The sequence below is a fragment of the Anaerolinea thermolimosa genome (genome assembly GCF_001050195.2).
Lineage (GTDB): Bacteria > Chloroflexota > Anaerolineae > Anaerolineales > Anaerolineaceae > Anaerolinea > Anaerolinea thermolimosa.
Map to the genome: position 1 here is coordinate 1,231,808 of NZ_DF967965.1, position 15,576 is coordinate 1,247,383.

Below are 15,576 nucleotides of genomic sequence, written 5' to 3' on the forward strand. Positions count from 1 at the left end.
GCGCAGCTCCTTAATACGTCATTTCCCAGACCGATTCGCCATTGAGAATTCGCTGGATTTGATCGGGAAATTTATCTGGGTCGAGGGGTTTCCCAAGGAAACCATCGAAACCGGCTTTCCGCGCCTTTTCCATTTGTTCTTTGCTGGCTTCAGCGGTTACGGCGATGACGGGGATGTTTTTAAACCGTTCTGCCTGGCGGATTTTCCGCAGTGCACCGTAGCCATCTTCGTAAGGAAGGCGGATATCCATGAGGATCAGGTCAAGGCGAGGGAGAGAATCGGCGTATTCGACAACTTCATACCCGGAGGTTTTCCACTCACAGTGAATGCCAAGGTAACCCAACATACGGGCGATGAGGACAAAATTGGAGACGTTATCTTCAACTACGAGAACGGTTTTCTCAGAAGACATGGATTCACCTTCGCAAGAGAGGCTCAGCCTGCCAGGGTTGCAGGATTGTTACCAGTTATTGTAAGTAGCCAATGATCTGATCGACAAAGCGGTCAACGTCGATGGGCTTTTCGATATAACCATCACACCCAGCCTGTAAGGTGCGCTCGCGGTCGCCTTTCATAACGTTAGCAGTTATGGCAATAATCGGGACACCTTTCAAGGTGGGCAGGCTCTTCAGTTCCTGGGTCAGGGTGTAACCGTCTATATCGGGCATGTTGATGTCCATTAAGATCAGATCCGGTTGGATAGAACGGAGCAATTCCATGGCCCGGGTTGCATTTTCGGCTTCGATCACTTCAAAACCGGAGGCCATCAGTAATCGGCGGACCAAAAGGCGATTATCGAAATTATCTTCAACGTGGAGGATCTTTTTTGTTGCAGACATCTGTGGCTGAATTTCTCCAAAGGAAAATGAACAGGTTAACCAGCCCGTGGAAAATCGGGGTATTCCATGTGTTTATTGTAATGATTTATTAAAAGGGTGACATTTCAAAGGGTTGTCAAAAACCTTGCATTTTTGTTAGGTGCATATCAGCGGACGAGTGGAGTTATTTTATGGGAGGGGCTGTTTTAACCAGTCTACTACTCCAGCAAGATTGGGAGCGACAAGATCGGGTTGAATGGAAGAGTTGGAGAGGTGAGCTGGGGTTGTTTCACCACTGAGAACGAGGATGGTGAGTAAGCCAGAAGCTCCCATGGCAATATCGGTGTACAATCGATCTCCGATCATGGCCATCTGGTTGACGGGGATCGATACTTTTTCGGCGATGGCGTCGACCATGGGACGATTGGGTTTACCGATAATGTGGTCAGGCCGTCTCCCTGTTGAGGCGGCGAACATTTCGATCATCGATCCGATATCTGGAATGAAGCCGGTTTCGGTAGGGCAATTGATATCGGGATGAGTGGCGATATATGGAATACCTGTCACCAGCCATTGGCACAGGCGGGCCATTTTTGAGTAGGTGATAGTGGTGTCGAAGCCGAGCACCACACATTCAGGGTCCTGATCGGTAAGGATAAACCCGTGGGAGGAGAAATCTTCTTCCAGCGCCGGTGTGCCCACCAGATAAATTCGTTGAAAAGGTGTGTGTTTTTTTAAAAAGATGATGGTGGCATCACCGCTGGTAAAAATCTGGCTTTCTTCTGTGGGTAGACCAAGGCGAGTGAGTTTCTGCGCGTATTCTTTTTTATTTTTGGAAGAATTATTGGTAAGAAAGAGGTATGGGATTTGATGTTCTGTCAACCACTGAAGGAGCTCTCTGGCGCCGGGGAGTAATTTATCTCCCAGGTAAACGGTGCCGTCCATATCAAGTAGGAAACAGCGTGTTTGTTTTAACCTTTTTAATGGTAGGCTCATTTTGATTGGATATAGAGGTAGAAGGCAGATAGAAAAGAAAGAAACCAGACCTGGTTTCTTTCTGAAGAGCGGGTGATGGGACTCGAACCCACGACATTTTGCTTGGGAAGCAAACGGTCTACCGCTGACCTACACCCGCCTGACGAGACAGATTTTATATCAAGAGAGCTTTTTTTGCAAGGTGTTATTCTTTTTTATGGGATGTGAATCTTTGTGAAAAGCCTGCAGGTTTCGAAGAAGGGTACGGGCAGAGAGCGCACGGAGCAGAGAACAAGCGGGTGTATTGCAATCCCCATGCTGAGATATGCGGAGGGATGCAATCCCAAGCCTTTGAATTTCTTGGGGCTGGCTCTTCTCTTGCAACGCTTGCAATAGTGGAGGAAGGTATTCCTGTACCGGAAACCTGTCAAGTACCTGGAGTAAACTATAACGTTCCAGGAAGGTGGTATCAAGTAAAATAGCAATTATTAACCGGGCTGCAGCCAGACGGACTTCCAATGGAAATCTGGATGAAATGGCAAGGAGTAATCCCTGAGGGGAAAGGCTTTGAATGTTTTCGAAGAGATGCGATGGAAAACCGGGCGCACCTGAAGAAGCGCGATGGGTTTCCAGGTCTCGAAGGAGGGCTATTAGCTGTTTTTGTTCTTCCTGTACTTTGCTGTCCATCCTGTTCCTGGAGCCATTATAGCAGAGCCCTGAGAGCAAGGATGGGCGCCCTGAGGTGATTTAATGCCGATGAAATTGCTTGTGCGTAGAATTGTGGTCGGATTTGCACTGGCTCTGATGAGCCTGGGTGCTCCATTAACGGGAGATTACCGGGGAATTCACGGGCAACAGCCTGGACCTAATAAGATTTATTTGCCCATCATTTCCAACTGGAAGATTCAGAATGGGCCGGAAGTTTACACTTACAGTTATTATATGTCGACCGCGTCTCCCCAGGAACTCTATAACCGCGGCTGTGACCTGGGGAAGAGAGACCTTTCCTTACCGGGGATACAGGATAATATTGTGATTTTAGATTTTGGTGGACCAAGGCGACTCGATTCCGGGGAATATGCGGCCCGTTTGTTTGGAAGCCCGATTGTTTATGTTTCAACCAGCCAGATTGCCGCAGCGGTGGAGGCGTTTGGTGAAGGCTATTACCTTTGTAGTGGAGATGATATCTTTTCTACCGTGGTGATAGGGATTGGCACGAATAATTATACCTATGACGGGAGTGACATATATCAGGTCAATTATGCTCACGGACGCGCCTGGGCTCAAATGGTTAACGCTGTAAATGATTGGTTCAAGATGAAAGGATATACCCGCCAGGTGAGTGCCGTGGGAGCCAATGATATTGAGTTAAGCTGGAATACCTATGAAGCGACCAGAGATTGGCTGGTAGGATATGATTCGGTCAACCAGTATGATTTGATCAATTTTGGGGCTATCCCCGGCTGCCCTTATTTCAAAAGCCCCGGTTCGCAGTGTGGAAATGAAAGTTACAAGTGGACGAAGGAGCAGGTATGGTATGTCATCTGGGGGTCACCCCCGGTTTACCCGCTGCCCGAAATTTACGCCAACAGCGGTGTGAATGCGGAACAGTGGTATCTGATGAGCGTATACTCTTATCAAATACACGGAATACCCCTGGAGTTTCGAGGGGTCATGACCCAATACTGGGCTTGTGTAGACCGTTACGATTCCGACTGCCCGGTACTTGACAATACCCCACTGGAAGGGTGGAACCAGCTCTCATCGTTGGTCAATAGCGATTCGCGTACCGCGCATCAGATCCGCTGGTCAACTGACATTGCCTGGAACAGGAGACAGTATGTACCGTAAATGGGGCTGGATTGCAGCAATAACAGGTGTTGTGGTCATTGGTGGATGGTTGGCTTTCAGGGTGGTGAGTATGGCCCTGGTTAATGCCGTTCAAGCCTCGTCGAAGGAAGCCTTACCAGGGCAAACCGTGACACCACCGGCGCGACTGGTTAGCAAAGAACGGTTATTAGACCCTAACCTGGATGTACAGAGCCGGGCGTCTCTTGCTGAGAAGTTGGAATTACAGCAACGTTTGGAGGAGAATCAGAAAGCCGGGGAGGTTGCACCGGCTCCAAAAAATCGCCCCCCGGAGCTTCCAGGAGCGGGGATGAAAGGAATTGCAGAAACACCCATGTCGGGTATCTTCCCTGGTTCAGATGGTCTGGTGCGCCCCGAAGAGGCGGAGATTATCAATTACTGGGCGGGGAGTTTTGATGGATCAGGGTGGACTGTACTGGCGGGTTCAATGCCGCAGGATCCTTCTAAAGGGGTGGTGATTGTCTTGAAAAACGATCAATTTTCTTTAACAGATTATCAATTCATTGCTGCGCCGGATGGAATTGAACAGCTCCGGGTTGTGAGTGTTGAAAATGGAATGGTTTTCCTTGAAGATCGGCAGGGGAAGAAAGTAGCGTTCAATTTAACCTCGATGCGTTTTTCTCCCTAAAAAGAGGGTTAACTGCAAAAAGCAGAGGGCACCCTCTGCTTTTTGATCAATCATGAGACGGAACAGATCAGCCTTGAGGCGGGTTTACAGGGGGAACGGGGGTTGTTGCTTTTGCGCTCTTCTTGCCCCGCCGGAGGAGCTTCCAAAGGAAGCGCAAGGGGAGGAATATAACCAAACCCACCGGTAAAACGAAAAGAACCAGCCAGATGGCCACATTGGCCAGGAATTTCAGGGCGTCCAGGGTGGCTTGCAGTGCGTTCCGAGCGACACCTACCGGTTTCCATCCCCCGATAGAGAGTGGTTCAATGGCAGCTTTAGACTGGATATTCACGGCAATCATCGAAAGTGCGGCAGACTCCTCGTAAAATTTCATCTGTCCTTTGATGACTTCGATCTGTTCACGCACACTCACCAGCTGGTTATATACTGCCAGAACATCTTCGGTCTTTGTGGCATCTTCCATGATCCGTTGAAGTTGTTTTTCAGTATTCTCAAGGTTCTTAAGGCGTGAATTCAGGTCGGTATATTCTTTGGTGACGTCCTGACCGGATATGTTTTCTGAGAGGATATCCGTGTTTCTATCGGGAACCATGGCTTTAATACGTTCGAGAGTATCGTTCAGGCTCTCAACAGGAACCCGGATGGTAATATTGGCGGCTGGGACTTCTACGCCGTTGGTAGTGGTTGTGCGATAGAGGTTGGAAGAAACTACATACCCCTTCTTTTCTGAGGCAAGTGTGGCAATAGCATCCAGGGTGGCGGCGGGGTCGTTTACGGCGATGCTGAGGTTGGCATTTTTAATGACCAGGCGTTCGACACCGTTGGAGGCCGTCATATCGGCAAGGCCGGCAGTACCCCTGGAGGGTTGAGCGGCTTCTTGAGGTGATGTTACCCCACTGAATGCGGGGGCTTCGGCTTTTTGAGCATCGTTCTGGCTGGCGCTCATTGGAATTGACCTGGACGGTGCACAGGCGGTGAAAATGAAGGTTAAAAGGATCAAAAGGGAAACCAGGCGCTTATTCATCTCTTTTCCTCCTCGAATCGTGTTTTCATGCAATAGACGGAGAAACCGTACACACAGTTCCATCTCCTTGTCTGGCCAGGCTTTTTTCTACCACCCATCTCGAAGGCGGAGAGCATGACGTTCTGGCAGGCTGGCATCTAAAATACCCTGTTGAACAAGCGCTACATCGTAGAACACCCGCTTGAGGTGCCAGGTGCATGCTTCTGTATCCAGAATGGCATACGCGGCGCGGGGATCATGATCGCGGGGTTGCCCTACGGAACCGGGATTGAGGATGGCGCGTGGCTTCAGTTTAAAGATTTGATCAGCCTGTGGAATTGTCCAGCTGGTGGGCTTGCCCGGGGGAGTGAGAAAGATGATGGGTAAGTGAGTGTGTCCGACGAGACAATAATGAGTATCGAAGAAACTGAAATTGTGTGCAGCGGCGGATGGGTCGAGTAAATATTCCCAAATTGGGTTGCGCGGGCTTCCGTGAGCTAGCGTGAAATCGCCTTTGATCTGGGAGTCAGGGAGAGATTCCAGCCAGGATTTGTTGGCCGATGATAACGTGGCACGCGTCCATTGAACGGAAAGTCTGGCTTCCTGATTGAAGGTATGCAATGGAATGGCTCCAATGACTGCGGCATCATGATTACCCATCAGGCAGGTGAGGTCGGGGATGCCTTTGAGGGTTTGAATGCACTCATTGGGATAGGGGCCATACCCGACCACATCGCCCAAACACCAGGTTTGATCTACCTGACCGGCATCTTGGAGCACAGCCTGAAGGGCGGGATAATTCCCATGAATGTCAGAAATCACCAGGATACGCATGGCTGCTAAGGAATATCGAATCGAAGCTCCCACTGTCCGGGAGCAGGGCTGGTTAGCGTAGAGGTTTCGCCTACCAGGACAATCCAGGACGGGCCGGGTTTAAGATGCATGGGTAACCCCCAGGAATTGAAAAATTGGATCGGACGACCGTTGCTGACCGTTCTCCAGGTACCTTCGATACGTACCCCATCTCTGAAAAATACGGCGCGTTTTCCGGCGTTTTGATCAAAGAGAGCAATATTGTGTTTGGTAGGGGCCAGTTCGGTATAAGTGGCAAAGACAAGGATCACATTCGCCATGGCAATTGGCCGGTTGTTAATCCGATCTACCAGAGGTTCCATGGGAATGGTGGGTGAATCACTGTTTGCGCCGGTTTCAATCCAGCGACGATACAGGCCGGTTTCTCGGTCATATCGCCATTCTCCACGTGCCTGACGACTGAACTGTACAGCAAGAAATTCAGCCGGTTCATTGACAGGATGAATCTCGTCTGAAAAGATCATACCACGCAAGTCGCGACGATCATTGCTGCCTTTTCCTAAACTGGTGTAATAATCCGATAATTCACGGGTATTCACAAAGAGGGTGGTTTCTGGAATCTCGGCCTGGATGCGATATTTAGGTGGAGAAGGGACATCTTTTTCTGCAAGGGCGCGTGGGCCCAGTTCAGCTAATATTTCCTCGTCCGTCGAGTCATCGGCGTTACCATAAAACAGAATCCCCTGATACATCTCGGCAAGCTGGGCGTCTACGAGGCGTCCGGAACGTACAGGCCCAGCCATTTCTGCATCCTGCCCGAGAAAAACTGCCATGAAGCGGTTAAAACCATAGCCGATATAGTATTCAAATACCAGATCGGCAAACGAGAGGCCAGCATGCGGACGACCCGCCCGAGGATAATTGGAAATCTTTACCATCACGGGGCGGCGCTCCAGGCGTGACAGGTCTTCAACTGGAAGGCCTGTAAGGGGGTTAATGTTGGGAGGTAACTCGGGTAATTCGACCAACGGCATCGGGGTGGGGGAGGGTAAAGGTTCCTGATTAGCCTGAGGGGTCGGGAGCTCGGTTGTTACGGCTTCGGCCTGTAGATTGGGGTCGCGAGGCGACCAAACCGCCGGTTGAGGGGGAGTGGTCTGGCACCCTGTAAATCCGAGAGCCATTAACCCGACGACCACCCAGGAAAGAAATCGATGGGGGAATCTTCTGGATTCTCGATTCTCAAAAGCTGTCATGGGAAAATGAACGTTACGCATCAGGGTAAAAAAGGAAGTCCCTCCCGCAAGTATAGCATGAATCTGGGAGGGAGCTTAAGGAAACCAGAAGGTTTTACAACCTCACTCTTTAAAGTGTTCGATTAGATCTGCGGCGTAATCAAACCGGTTGAAGGCTGGCATGATATAGATTCCCCGGATTTCTGAGCGTAACTCTTCGACTACCTCAATGGCTATTCGGACACCTTCCTGCGGCCCCTGTTCACCCGCAGCAGTCATTCGCTGAAGGATGGATTCGGGAATCAGGATGCCGGGTACTTCCTGGTGCAAGAAGTTTGCATGACGGCTATTGTATAGGGGAAGTACTCCCATCAAAATGGGAACTTCAAGCTGACCACCAAATTCAGCATGGACTATTTTAAGAAAGGAGCGGGCTGCGGCTGTATCATAAACTGGCTGAGTGAGAATAAAGTCGGCGCCAGCTTTAATTTTCCTTTTGAGGTTTTTAATTTCATTTTCTGGATCCTGGGGGAGCAGGTTGAGAGCGCAACCCACAAAAAAACCAGTAGGTTGGCCAATGGTTGCACCAGAATGATCAACCCCTGTGTTGAATCCCTGTTTAATAAGCTTGATTAATCCAGAAGGAACGAGGTCGTAATTGTCCATGGCATCGGGATAATCGCCAATGGCGGTGGGATCACCCATGACCACGAAAACATTTCGTACCCCAAGGGCGTGGGCAGCCAGTAAATCGCCCTGCACACGAAGAAGATTCCGGCCGCGAGTGGGAAAATGGAGCACGGTCTCGATGCCCACCTGATTCTGGATTAAATTGCATACTGCCCACGGGCTCATACGCATACGTGCCATGGGGGAGTCGGCCACATTGATGACATCGGCGCCAGCTTCGGCGAGCATGGAAGCACCAGCCAGAAGTTTGTGGGTCGAAAGGCCACGTGGAGGATCCATTTCAACAGCCGTGACAAATTTACCTTCAGCAAGCCTCTGGGCAAGGCGGGTGGGCCTTTCCTCGAGCGGAGCTTCTTCGGCTGAGGATAGGGTGATGATATCGGATGTCTGAGTACAACCCTGAGGGCGATTCTGAAGGGCACGAGCCATGGCCTGAATGTGCTGGGGGGTTGTGCCACAACACCCTCCGATCACACTTGCGCCAACGGTACAAAAAGAGAGGGCGTATTCTCCGAAGTAATCGGGAGGGGCGGGGTACATAATTCGTCCCCCGACCTGCTCGGGCCAGCCAGCATTGGGCATGACTGAAAAATAGGCTCCCTGGATCTCTGCGCGCATCAGTTTTAGAATGCGTAAAATCTGGTTGGGGCCTCCAGAGCAATTGACCCCGATCACGTCTGTTCCGGCATCGTGTAAAAACCGTGCGACCCTGGCGGGACTATCCCCGAGAATGGTGCGGTCGTCGCGGGTAAAGGTGACAGAGGTAATCACCGGGAGTGAGGGGTTGAGCTCGCGGACAGCCTGGAGCGCTTCTTTTATTTCGAACAAATCGGACATGGTCTCAATGATGATTAAGTCGACCCCTGCCTCCATCAACGCTGCGGCCTGTTCTTTAAATGCCCGTCGAGCCTGTTCAGGCTGAACGCGGCCAAAAGGAGCCAGGCGTACTCCAAGAGGGCCAATATCTCCGGCGATCCATACATGCCGGCCTGTGGCCTGAATTGCCCGGCGGGCCAGCTCAACCCCTGCCTGATTAATTTCAGCCAGCTTCGATTCCAGGCCAAACCTGGCCAGTTTATAACGATTGGCACTGAAGGTGTTGGTCTGGATCATGTTGGAGCCAGCCTCAATGTATTCCTGGTGAATTTCCGTCACCAGTGCAGCATGGGTCAGATTGAGGGCGTCAAAACAGCTGTCGAGAGAGGCGCCGCGCGCATGCAGGACAGTGCCCATTGCGCCATCTGAAAGGACGGGTTTTTGATTGGCCAGAAAGTCTAGGAACTCGTTCATTACTCAATCCTGTTTCATTAATTGATCGATTCTTGCTTCACCAACTGAAAAATACTTTGCCTGGGGATGGTGGAGGATAATAGCGGCTGTAGATTGCTCGGGTACCAACTGGTAGGCCGGAGTAAGGCTCATCCCGAGCTGTTCTTCGGCTGGAAGAAGGCGAAATACAATCTGATGGTCGCTCAATTCAGGAATGGCAGGATACCCCCAGGAATAGCGTTTGCCCTGGTCGGGTTGAAGCCCCAGTTCGCGCCGAATGTGGTTATGAAGGTAATCGGCAGCGGCTTCGGCCGTTTGCACGGCCAGTCCGTGTACGAAGTAGGCTTCAGAATAATTACCGGCTTCCTGCAATTGATTGAACCTCACAGTTGCTTCGGCACCGACGGTGACAACTTGCAGGGCGACAACATCCATGGTATCTGAACTGGTGGGAAGAAAATAATCGGCCAGGCAAAGCAGGTCACCGGCGGGTTGGCGTGGGAATTGAAAGCGTGCAATCTCCCGGCGGAGACCCGTGGAAAGAGCTTCAGGATCAAAAAGAATCAGGGCATTACCCTCGGCCTGAGCGGGCCAGTAACCATAAACACCGCGGGGTTGAAGCCACCCCTCACGCATTGCTTCTTTTTTCATTCTTTCAAAGCGGGAAAGAAATTCTTTCTCAAGTTGATCCCAGGCGTCTCCATGGGTGTTTTTAGCGCCCCACGAAAGACGAAACAGTTCGTTTAAGGAAAGATGCTCGAAGACCGATTCCAGGGGCATTTCTTTCACTACAAATGCCCCCCACGCGGGAGGCCGTGGGATGAAAGTGGCCGGAGGTATGCTTGAACGTACTTCAGGACCTGAAGGTTCGTTTTCGCGATGAGAGACTCGTTCAAGTTCCTTTTCGGCCTCACGGCGAATTTGCTCAAGGAAAGGCTGGCGCTGATCCGGATCGATAAGACGATCCATGGTTTCGAGCCCCTCGAAGGCATCTTTACAGTAAAAGACTCCCGGCGAATAAAATTCCCCGGCCTCGGTGAGAAGAATGCGCCGTCCAAAGTGGCGGTTGATGGCTGCTCCCCCGATTAATACGGGGAAGGAGAGCTTTCGCCGGTAGAGTTCATTGACGATGAGAGGCATTTGTTTGCTGGTGCTGACTAACAAAGCGCTCAACCCAATTGCGTCTGCCTGGACTTCAATGGCTTTAGAAATAATGGTCTCGGCAGGTACCTGTTTCCCAAGATCAATGACCTGGTAACCGTTGTTCGAGAGAATCGTCTTCACCAGGTTTTTCCCGATGTCATGGACATCGCCGTATACAGTGGCCAGCACCAGGGTGCCCTTGGAAACCCCTTCTTTTCTGTCAAGGTAGGTTTCCAGGTGGTTAACAGCTTTCTTCATAACTTCAGCAGACTGTAATACGAACGGGAGGATCAACTCCCCGGCGCCGAAACGGTCACCAACTTCCTTCATGGCGGGGAGGAGCACTCGATTTAAAACCTCAACTGCGGCTTCGTGGCTGGTCTTCTCCCTGGCTGAATGAATGAGGGTGTCGATATCGGCTTCGATGCCTTCTTTTTGCCGATGGAGGATGCGCCAGGCAATCCGTTCTTCGGGAGTCATAGACGCGAGCTGGTTTTTCTTTTCATCGGGCCGGGCGGATTGTTTCTGACTACTGCGATTGAAGAATTCGATAAGCCTTTGAAGGGCATCTTCACGGCGGTTGAAAAGCAGGTCTTCAGCGAGTTCTTTTTCTTCGGTAGAAATTTCCGGATAGGGGGTAATTTGTGCCGGGTTGACGATAGCCATGTCGAGGCCAGCCTGAACGCAATGGTAAAGCATGACGCTGTTGATAACGGCACGGGCAGCTGAGGTTAACCCGAAAGAGACGTTGGATACACCCAGTGAAGTGAGAACGCCGGGAAGCTCTTTTTTGATCAGCCGAATCCCTTCGATGGTTTCGATCGCAGAGCGTGAAAATTCCGGATCTCCGGTGGCCAGAGTGAAGGTCAGGGCGTCAAAAACCAGGTCTTCGGGACGCATTGAGTGTTCATCCACAGCTAGCTGGTAAATGCGGCGAGCGATTTCCAGTTTGCGTTGTGAGGTTTTGGCCATTCCTTGCTCATCAATGGTGAGAGCAATGACCGCCGCATTGTATTTTTTGGCAAGAGAGAGCACCCGATCAGCCTTAGCGCGACCAGCTTCCAGGTTTATGGAATTCAAGAGACACCGGCCAGGGGCGTTCTGAAGAGCAACCTCCATGACCTCGGGCTCGGTGGTATCAATAACCAGGGGGAGCCGGATAGCAGGAGCCAATTTTTTTACCAGCCGACGCATCAGATCTGCTTCATCGGATCGTTCGGTGAGGGCGGTACAGAGGTCGAGCCCGTGAGCGCCGCTATCCATTTGCTGGCGAGCCAGTTCGAGCGCGCCCTCAAAGTCTTCCGCAAGCATCATCTTTTTAAATTTCTGGCTTCCCTGAGTGTTGAGTCTTTCCCCAATTAAAAATGGGGGCGGTTCCTGGCGCATTGGGACAGCCTGCGTGGCGGATGCGAGCCTTGGAAAAGAATAAGTCGGGCGGGGATGAGGGTGCTTATTCCCTACCAAATCGACCAGCAGACGAAGGTGCTCAGGGGTTGTTCCACAGCATCCCCCCACAACGCTGACATGAAAGCTGTTGACGAATTCTGCAAGGGCACTGGCAAAAGGAAGGGGCTTGAGAGGGTAAACAGCTTTGCCATCTACATTAAGCGGCAGGCCGGCATTCGGGATGCAAGAAACCGGAATTGGTGAATTTTCTCCCAGATAACGAATTGATTCACGCATGTGGTCGGGCCCGGTCGAACAGTTCAACCCGATGACGTCGATCGGCATACCCTCTAAAATGGCCAGAACAGCGGTGATATCGGTGCCAAGGAGCATTCGACCGGTGGTATCGAGGGTGACCTGAGCCTGGATGGGTAGAAAAATGCCAGTTTCTGAGAAGGCTTGTTGAATGCCAAGAATGGCGGCTTTGACTTCCAGGATATCCTGAGATGTCTCGATCAACAGGAGATCAACTCCGCCCTCGATCAACCCGCGAGCCTGCTCACGGAAGACATCGGCCAGCTCATCGAAGGAGACATTGGAAAGTTCGGGATCGTCCATGGAGGGGAGTTTCCCGGAAGGGCCCATCGACCCGGCTACCAGGCGGCCATGGCCCTGGCGGCTGTATTCATCAGCCAGTCGACGAGCCAGGGCTGCAGCGGTACGATTAATCTCAGTAACACGGGCCTGGAGGCCATACTCCGACAGAGTAATCCGGTTGGAGCGAAAAGTGTCTGTTTCAATGACGTCAACACCTACCTCGAGGAAAGAACGATGCACCGATTCAACCGCCCGGGGGCAGGAGATGACGAGAAAATCATTACAACCGTTGGTTTGTTCACCGCCAAAGTCTGCAACGGTTAAATTTTGTTGTTGCAGGTTGGTGCCCATGGCACCATCGAACACAACGGTTCTTTGTTTGAGTAAATCAAGGTAACGATGATTGGTGAGTTTCCGAGCCATAGGTAATCTCCACGTTAAACGAAAAGCCCCGCTGGAACGGAGGCTGATGGGTTTCAAAAGCCTCATCTTCCAGACGCCTGTGAAGTTCACAGGAAATCTGCCGGAATTGGCACCTGGCTCTCAGGCCGGTTGCCGAGGTTTCAAAGGGCCGGTCCCTCCACCTCTCTGGATGAGTAAACGGGATATTTCTACCGCGTTTCAATTGTTGAGGGCGATCATACCATAATCAATCTAAAAGGGCAAATTTTATTTCGCCGGGGAGACGAAATCAGTATAATTTGAGAAACAATTTTTTTAACCATCCGGGATTCTATGAGACACCTTCCTCTGGCTGTATTTCTCAATATCACCATTCTTCTTGGTTCAGCTTTAGCGGGAGGGTGTACCTCCCATTTTTCCACGAAGGAAGAGACTCCTTCTGTATTGACTGAAATGCCAGTGGTGGGTGCTACAGCACGACCGATCGAGAGCCCTACTCCTGAGCCTACAACATCGCTTCCGATATTGAGCGTTAAAGTCGATTCTCCCCTTCAAACGATCCGGGAGGTAGGGGGTGGCAATTTTATTCATCGCTTTGGAGGAGTAACTGGAGGATTCGACCCGGTCAGTCGCCTGAACTGGAATACGCTGCAACCTCGAGCGGCGCGTGTGGCAATCGACCTGGACGAATGGGAACCTGTTAACGATAATGAGGATCCCAATGACTTTTACGATGATGGATTTCTCGACAACGAGGGCAGTCATGTTCACGCTACCTTCCAGTTTATGCAGGAGGTTTATCCTCAGGGTGTGGAAATAATCGCCAGCGTCTGGAGAGTACCTGACTGGATGGTAGAGAATCCGGAAAACGAGTCGCAACGGATCATTCCCCGGGAGCGTTACCCGGAGGTGATCGAATCGCTGGCGGCGTGGCTTATGCGGGCGAGAGATGAATATCATGTGAAAGTCAGTTACCTCTCCTTTAATGAAGCCAATTTGGGTATCAATGTATTGCTTTCTCCTGAGGATGCCATTGAAATGATCCGCGAGGGGGGCGAGCGGTTTAAAGAGCTGGGGCTGGAGACCAGATGGCTGCTTGGAGATACTTCCAATATGGGAGAGAACATTTCTTATGCCAGCCAGATTTGGGATGCTGTTGATATTCGGGGGTATCTGGGACCACTCGCCTTTCATAGCTGGGATGCACAGGCCTCAGACGATGTATTGCTTGGAATCGGGGCATTCGCAGATAAGAATGGGTTGGATGTTTGGTGCACTGAGGGGGGCTGGGATGCTCAATTATGGCAGCATCCGGATCGATTCCCGGGGTATACCCACGCCTTAAATCTGGCTGCGATATATGCGCGTGTACTGAAAATGACGCGAGCCAGCCGTGTGTTATACTGGCAAATGGCCGGTCGTGATTATTCTCTGAATGATGGGCAGAAGCCTTATCCTTCTCTGCAATTTCTTGATGAATTCAAACGGCAATTTCCAGAGGGAAGTCAGGTGGTTGAGACTTCCCCCGATCGCTCTGCGATTAAGTTCGTGGCGGCTAGAAAGGGCGAAGCGGTAGCCGTTTTACTGGTGAATGTTTCACTGGGGGAGGATGTTTGGGTGGAGGGATTGCAGGATGGGACTTATTCTGTGGTCTGGTCATCGGCTAAAGAGCCAGAGGTGAAGGTGTCTCAGCTTCAATTTGAGGGAAAGAGAGCGAAAGTGCACCTGGAAGGATTCAGTATTACATTTCTTACGAATCGTTCCAGGTGAAGGGCTCCATGGATTGAGCGGATGAATCTTATGAAATACCTTGACCGGTTGATTAAACCATCCACGCGGGCATTCCTTCGTGAAGCCCGGAACATCCGGGGGTATTCTCTATTTGACCTTTTGCATGGGTACGTTTATTTGCGCTGGCCTTATTTTTACATTGCAATGGGGAAGGGTGACCATCCATTGGCCAGGCGCATGACGCCGGTGTTGAACTGGATAGGGAAAATGATCGCCGCAGAGGCTGGAAAGAGGGAGGAACAGGAAAATTCTGGTTTCGAGGATACTTATCACGGGAAAGTTGTTCCTTTGAATGCTGCTCGTGAGTTGATCTCAATCCGGGAGGAAGTCAGGATTCAGAACCTCGAACAGGTGATTCCTTTCAAGAGGGCAAAAGATATTGTGTTGAAAAACCCGGAAGCGATTGTCGTGCTGGATTGCCCGTGCCGGGTTGCAAAACCTGATCCTTGCCTCCCACTGGATGTGTGCCTGATTGTCGGTGAACCTTTTGCCAGTTTCGTCATGGAGCACCACGGGAAGCGCGCCCGTAGGATCACTTCTCAGGAAGCGGAGAGAATCCTCAGGGAAGAAGACGAACGGGGACATGTTCATCATGCATTTTTCAAGGATGCTGTCCTGGAACGGTTTTACGCCATTTGTAATTGCTGTGCCTGCTGTTGTGGTGCAATGAAGGCGCAAAAGCAAGGCACCCCGATGTTAATTTCTTCGGGATTTATTTGCAGGGTTCAGGCAGATTTATGCCAGGCGTGTGGTCTGTGTGGATCCCGGTGCCAATTCCATGCCATTTCTGTAGAAGAAGTTGCCCGGGTGGACGAATCGGCGTGTATGGGATGCGGTGTGTGTGTCAATCATTGCCCGAACGGGGCACTGTTCCTGGAACGAGATCGAACACGCCCTGAGCCGTTGGAAATCGTTCGGTTGATCCATGAGAACCGCGAACCATGATTATTATGATGATTA

13 protein-coding genes, 1 tRNA gene and 1 riboswitch are annotated in these 15,576 nt (G+C 51.1%); of the genes, 4 read left to right on the top strand and 10 right to left on the bottom strand.

Features of this window, described 5'->3' with window-relative positions:
- Positions 1-10 precede the first annotated feature (10 nt).
- The 5 genes from ATHL_RS05580 to ATHL_RS05600 all read right to left on the bottom strand — a co-directional run bounded on the left by ATHL_RS05580 (position 11) and on the right by ATHL_RS05600 (position 2,480).
- Entirely contained in the window at positions 11-412 is a 402-nt protein-coding gene (locus tag ATHL_RS05580) for a response regulator (protein WP_062190638.1), read from the bottom strand.
- Positions 413-467: 55 nt separating this feature from the next.
- On the bottom strand, positions 468-839 hold the full coding sequence (locus ATHL_RS05585) for a response regulator (protein ID WP_062190640.1): 372 nt from the start codon (positions 837-839) through the stop codon (positions 468-470).
- Positions 840-1,007: 168 nt separating this feature from the next.
- Positions 1,008-1,814 carry an HAD-IIA family hydrolase gene (locus ATHL_RS05590; RefSeq protein ID WP_062190642.1) on the bottom strand — a complete coding sequence of 269 codons (807 nt, stop codon included), beginning with the start codon at positions 1,812-1,814 and terminating at the stop codon, positions 1,008-1,010.
- A gap of 67 nt (positions 1,815-1,881) precedes the next feature.
- Positions 1,882-1,953: transfer RNA gene (locus ATHL_RS05595), tRNA-Gly, on the bottom strand.
- 20 nt (positions 1,954-1,973) lie between these two features.
- Positions 1,974-2,480, bottom strand: coding sequence for a hypothetical protein (locus ATHL_RS05600; protein ID WP_062190644.1), 507 nt, complete (start codon positions 2,478-2,480; stop codon positions 1,974-1,976).
- A gap of 63 nt (positions 2,481-2,543) precedes the next feature.
- On the opposite strand from ATHL_RS05600, the gene ATHL_RS05605 reads away from it, so the two are divergent.
- Together ATHL_RS05605 and ATHL_RS05610 are read left to right on the top strand one after the other, a co-directional pair.
- The gene (locus ATHL_RS05605) at positions 2,544-3,644 is read left to right on the top strand and encodes a hypothetical protein (protein WP_114679467.1); all 1,101 of its coding nucleotides are present in this window, start codon (positions 2,544-2,546) and stop codon (positions 3,642-3,644) included.
- Positions 3,634-4,290, top strand: coding sequence for a hypothetical protein (locus ATHL_RS05610; protein WP_062190648.1), 657 nt, complete (start codon positions 3,634-3,636; stop codon positions 4,288-4,290). The genes ATHL_RS05605 and ATHL_RS05610 overlap by 11 nt, the downstream gene beginning before the upstream one ends.
- A 67-nt stretch (positions 4,291-4,357) precedes the next feature.
- Here the strand turns inward: ATHL_RS05610 and ATHL_RS05615 are convergent, their stop codons facing one another.
- The 5 genes from ATHL_RS05615 to metH form a co-directional block, all read right to left on the bottom strand.
- On the bottom strand, positions 4,358-5,314 hold the full coding sequence (locus ATHL_RS05615; RefSeq protein ID WP_062190650.1) for a DUF4349 domain-containing protein: 957 nt from the start codon (positions 5,312-5,314) through the stop codon (positions 4,358-4,360).
- 87 nt (positions 5,315-5,401) lie between these two features.
- Positions 5,402-6,127, bottom strand: coding sequence for a metallophosphoesterase family protein (locus ATHL_RS05620; RefSeq protein ID WP_062190652.1), 726 nt, complete (start codon positions 6,125-6,127; stop codon positions 5,402-5,404).
- A 5-nt stretch (positions 6,128-6,132) separates the two neighbouring features.
- Positions 6,133-7,359, bottom strand: a complete 1,227-nt coding sequence (locus tag ATHL_RS05625) for a DUF3048 domain-containing protein (protein ID WP_162787600.1) — start codon at positions 7,357-7,359, stop codon at positions 6,133-6,135.
- A gap of 102 nt (positions 7,360-7,461) precedes the next feature.
- Positions 7,462-9,318: a bifunctional homocysteine S-methyltransferase/methylenetetrahydrofolate reductase gene (locus ATHL_RS05630; RefSeq protein WP_062190656.1), complete on the bottom strand. Its 1,857-nt coding sequence runs from the start codon at positions 9,316-9,318 to the stop codon at positions 7,462-7,464.
- A 3-nt stretch (positions 9,319-9,321) separates the two neighbouring features.
- Positions 9,322-12,846 carry a methionine synthase gene (metH, locus tag ATHL_RS05635; protein ID WP_062190658.1) on the bottom strand — a complete coding sequence of 1,175 codons (3,525 nt, stop codon included), beginning with the start codon at positions 12,844-12,846 and terminating at the stop codon, positions 9,322-9,324.
- Positions 12,847-12,905: 59 nt separating this feature from the next.
- A riboswitch (SAM riboswitch) is annotated at positions 12,906-13,022 on the bottom strand.
- A 136-nt stretch (positions 13,023-13,158) separates the two neighbouring features.
- Here metH and ATHL_RS05640 point away from each other — a divergent pair.
- Positions 13,159-14,595, top strand: coding sequence for a hypothetical protein (locus ATHL_RS05640; RefSeq protein WP_062190660.1), 1,437 nt, complete (start codon positions 13,159-13,161; stop codon positions 14,593-14,595).
- Between the two features lie 30 nt (positions 14,596-14,625).
- Positions 14,626-15,561, top strand: coding sequence for a 4Fe-4S dicluster domain-containing protein (locus ATHL_RS05645; RefSeq protein WP_062190662.1), 936 nt, complete (start codon positions 14,626-14,628; stop codon positions 15,559-15,561).
- The last annotated feature ends 15 nt before the right edge of the window (positions 15,562-15,576 follow it).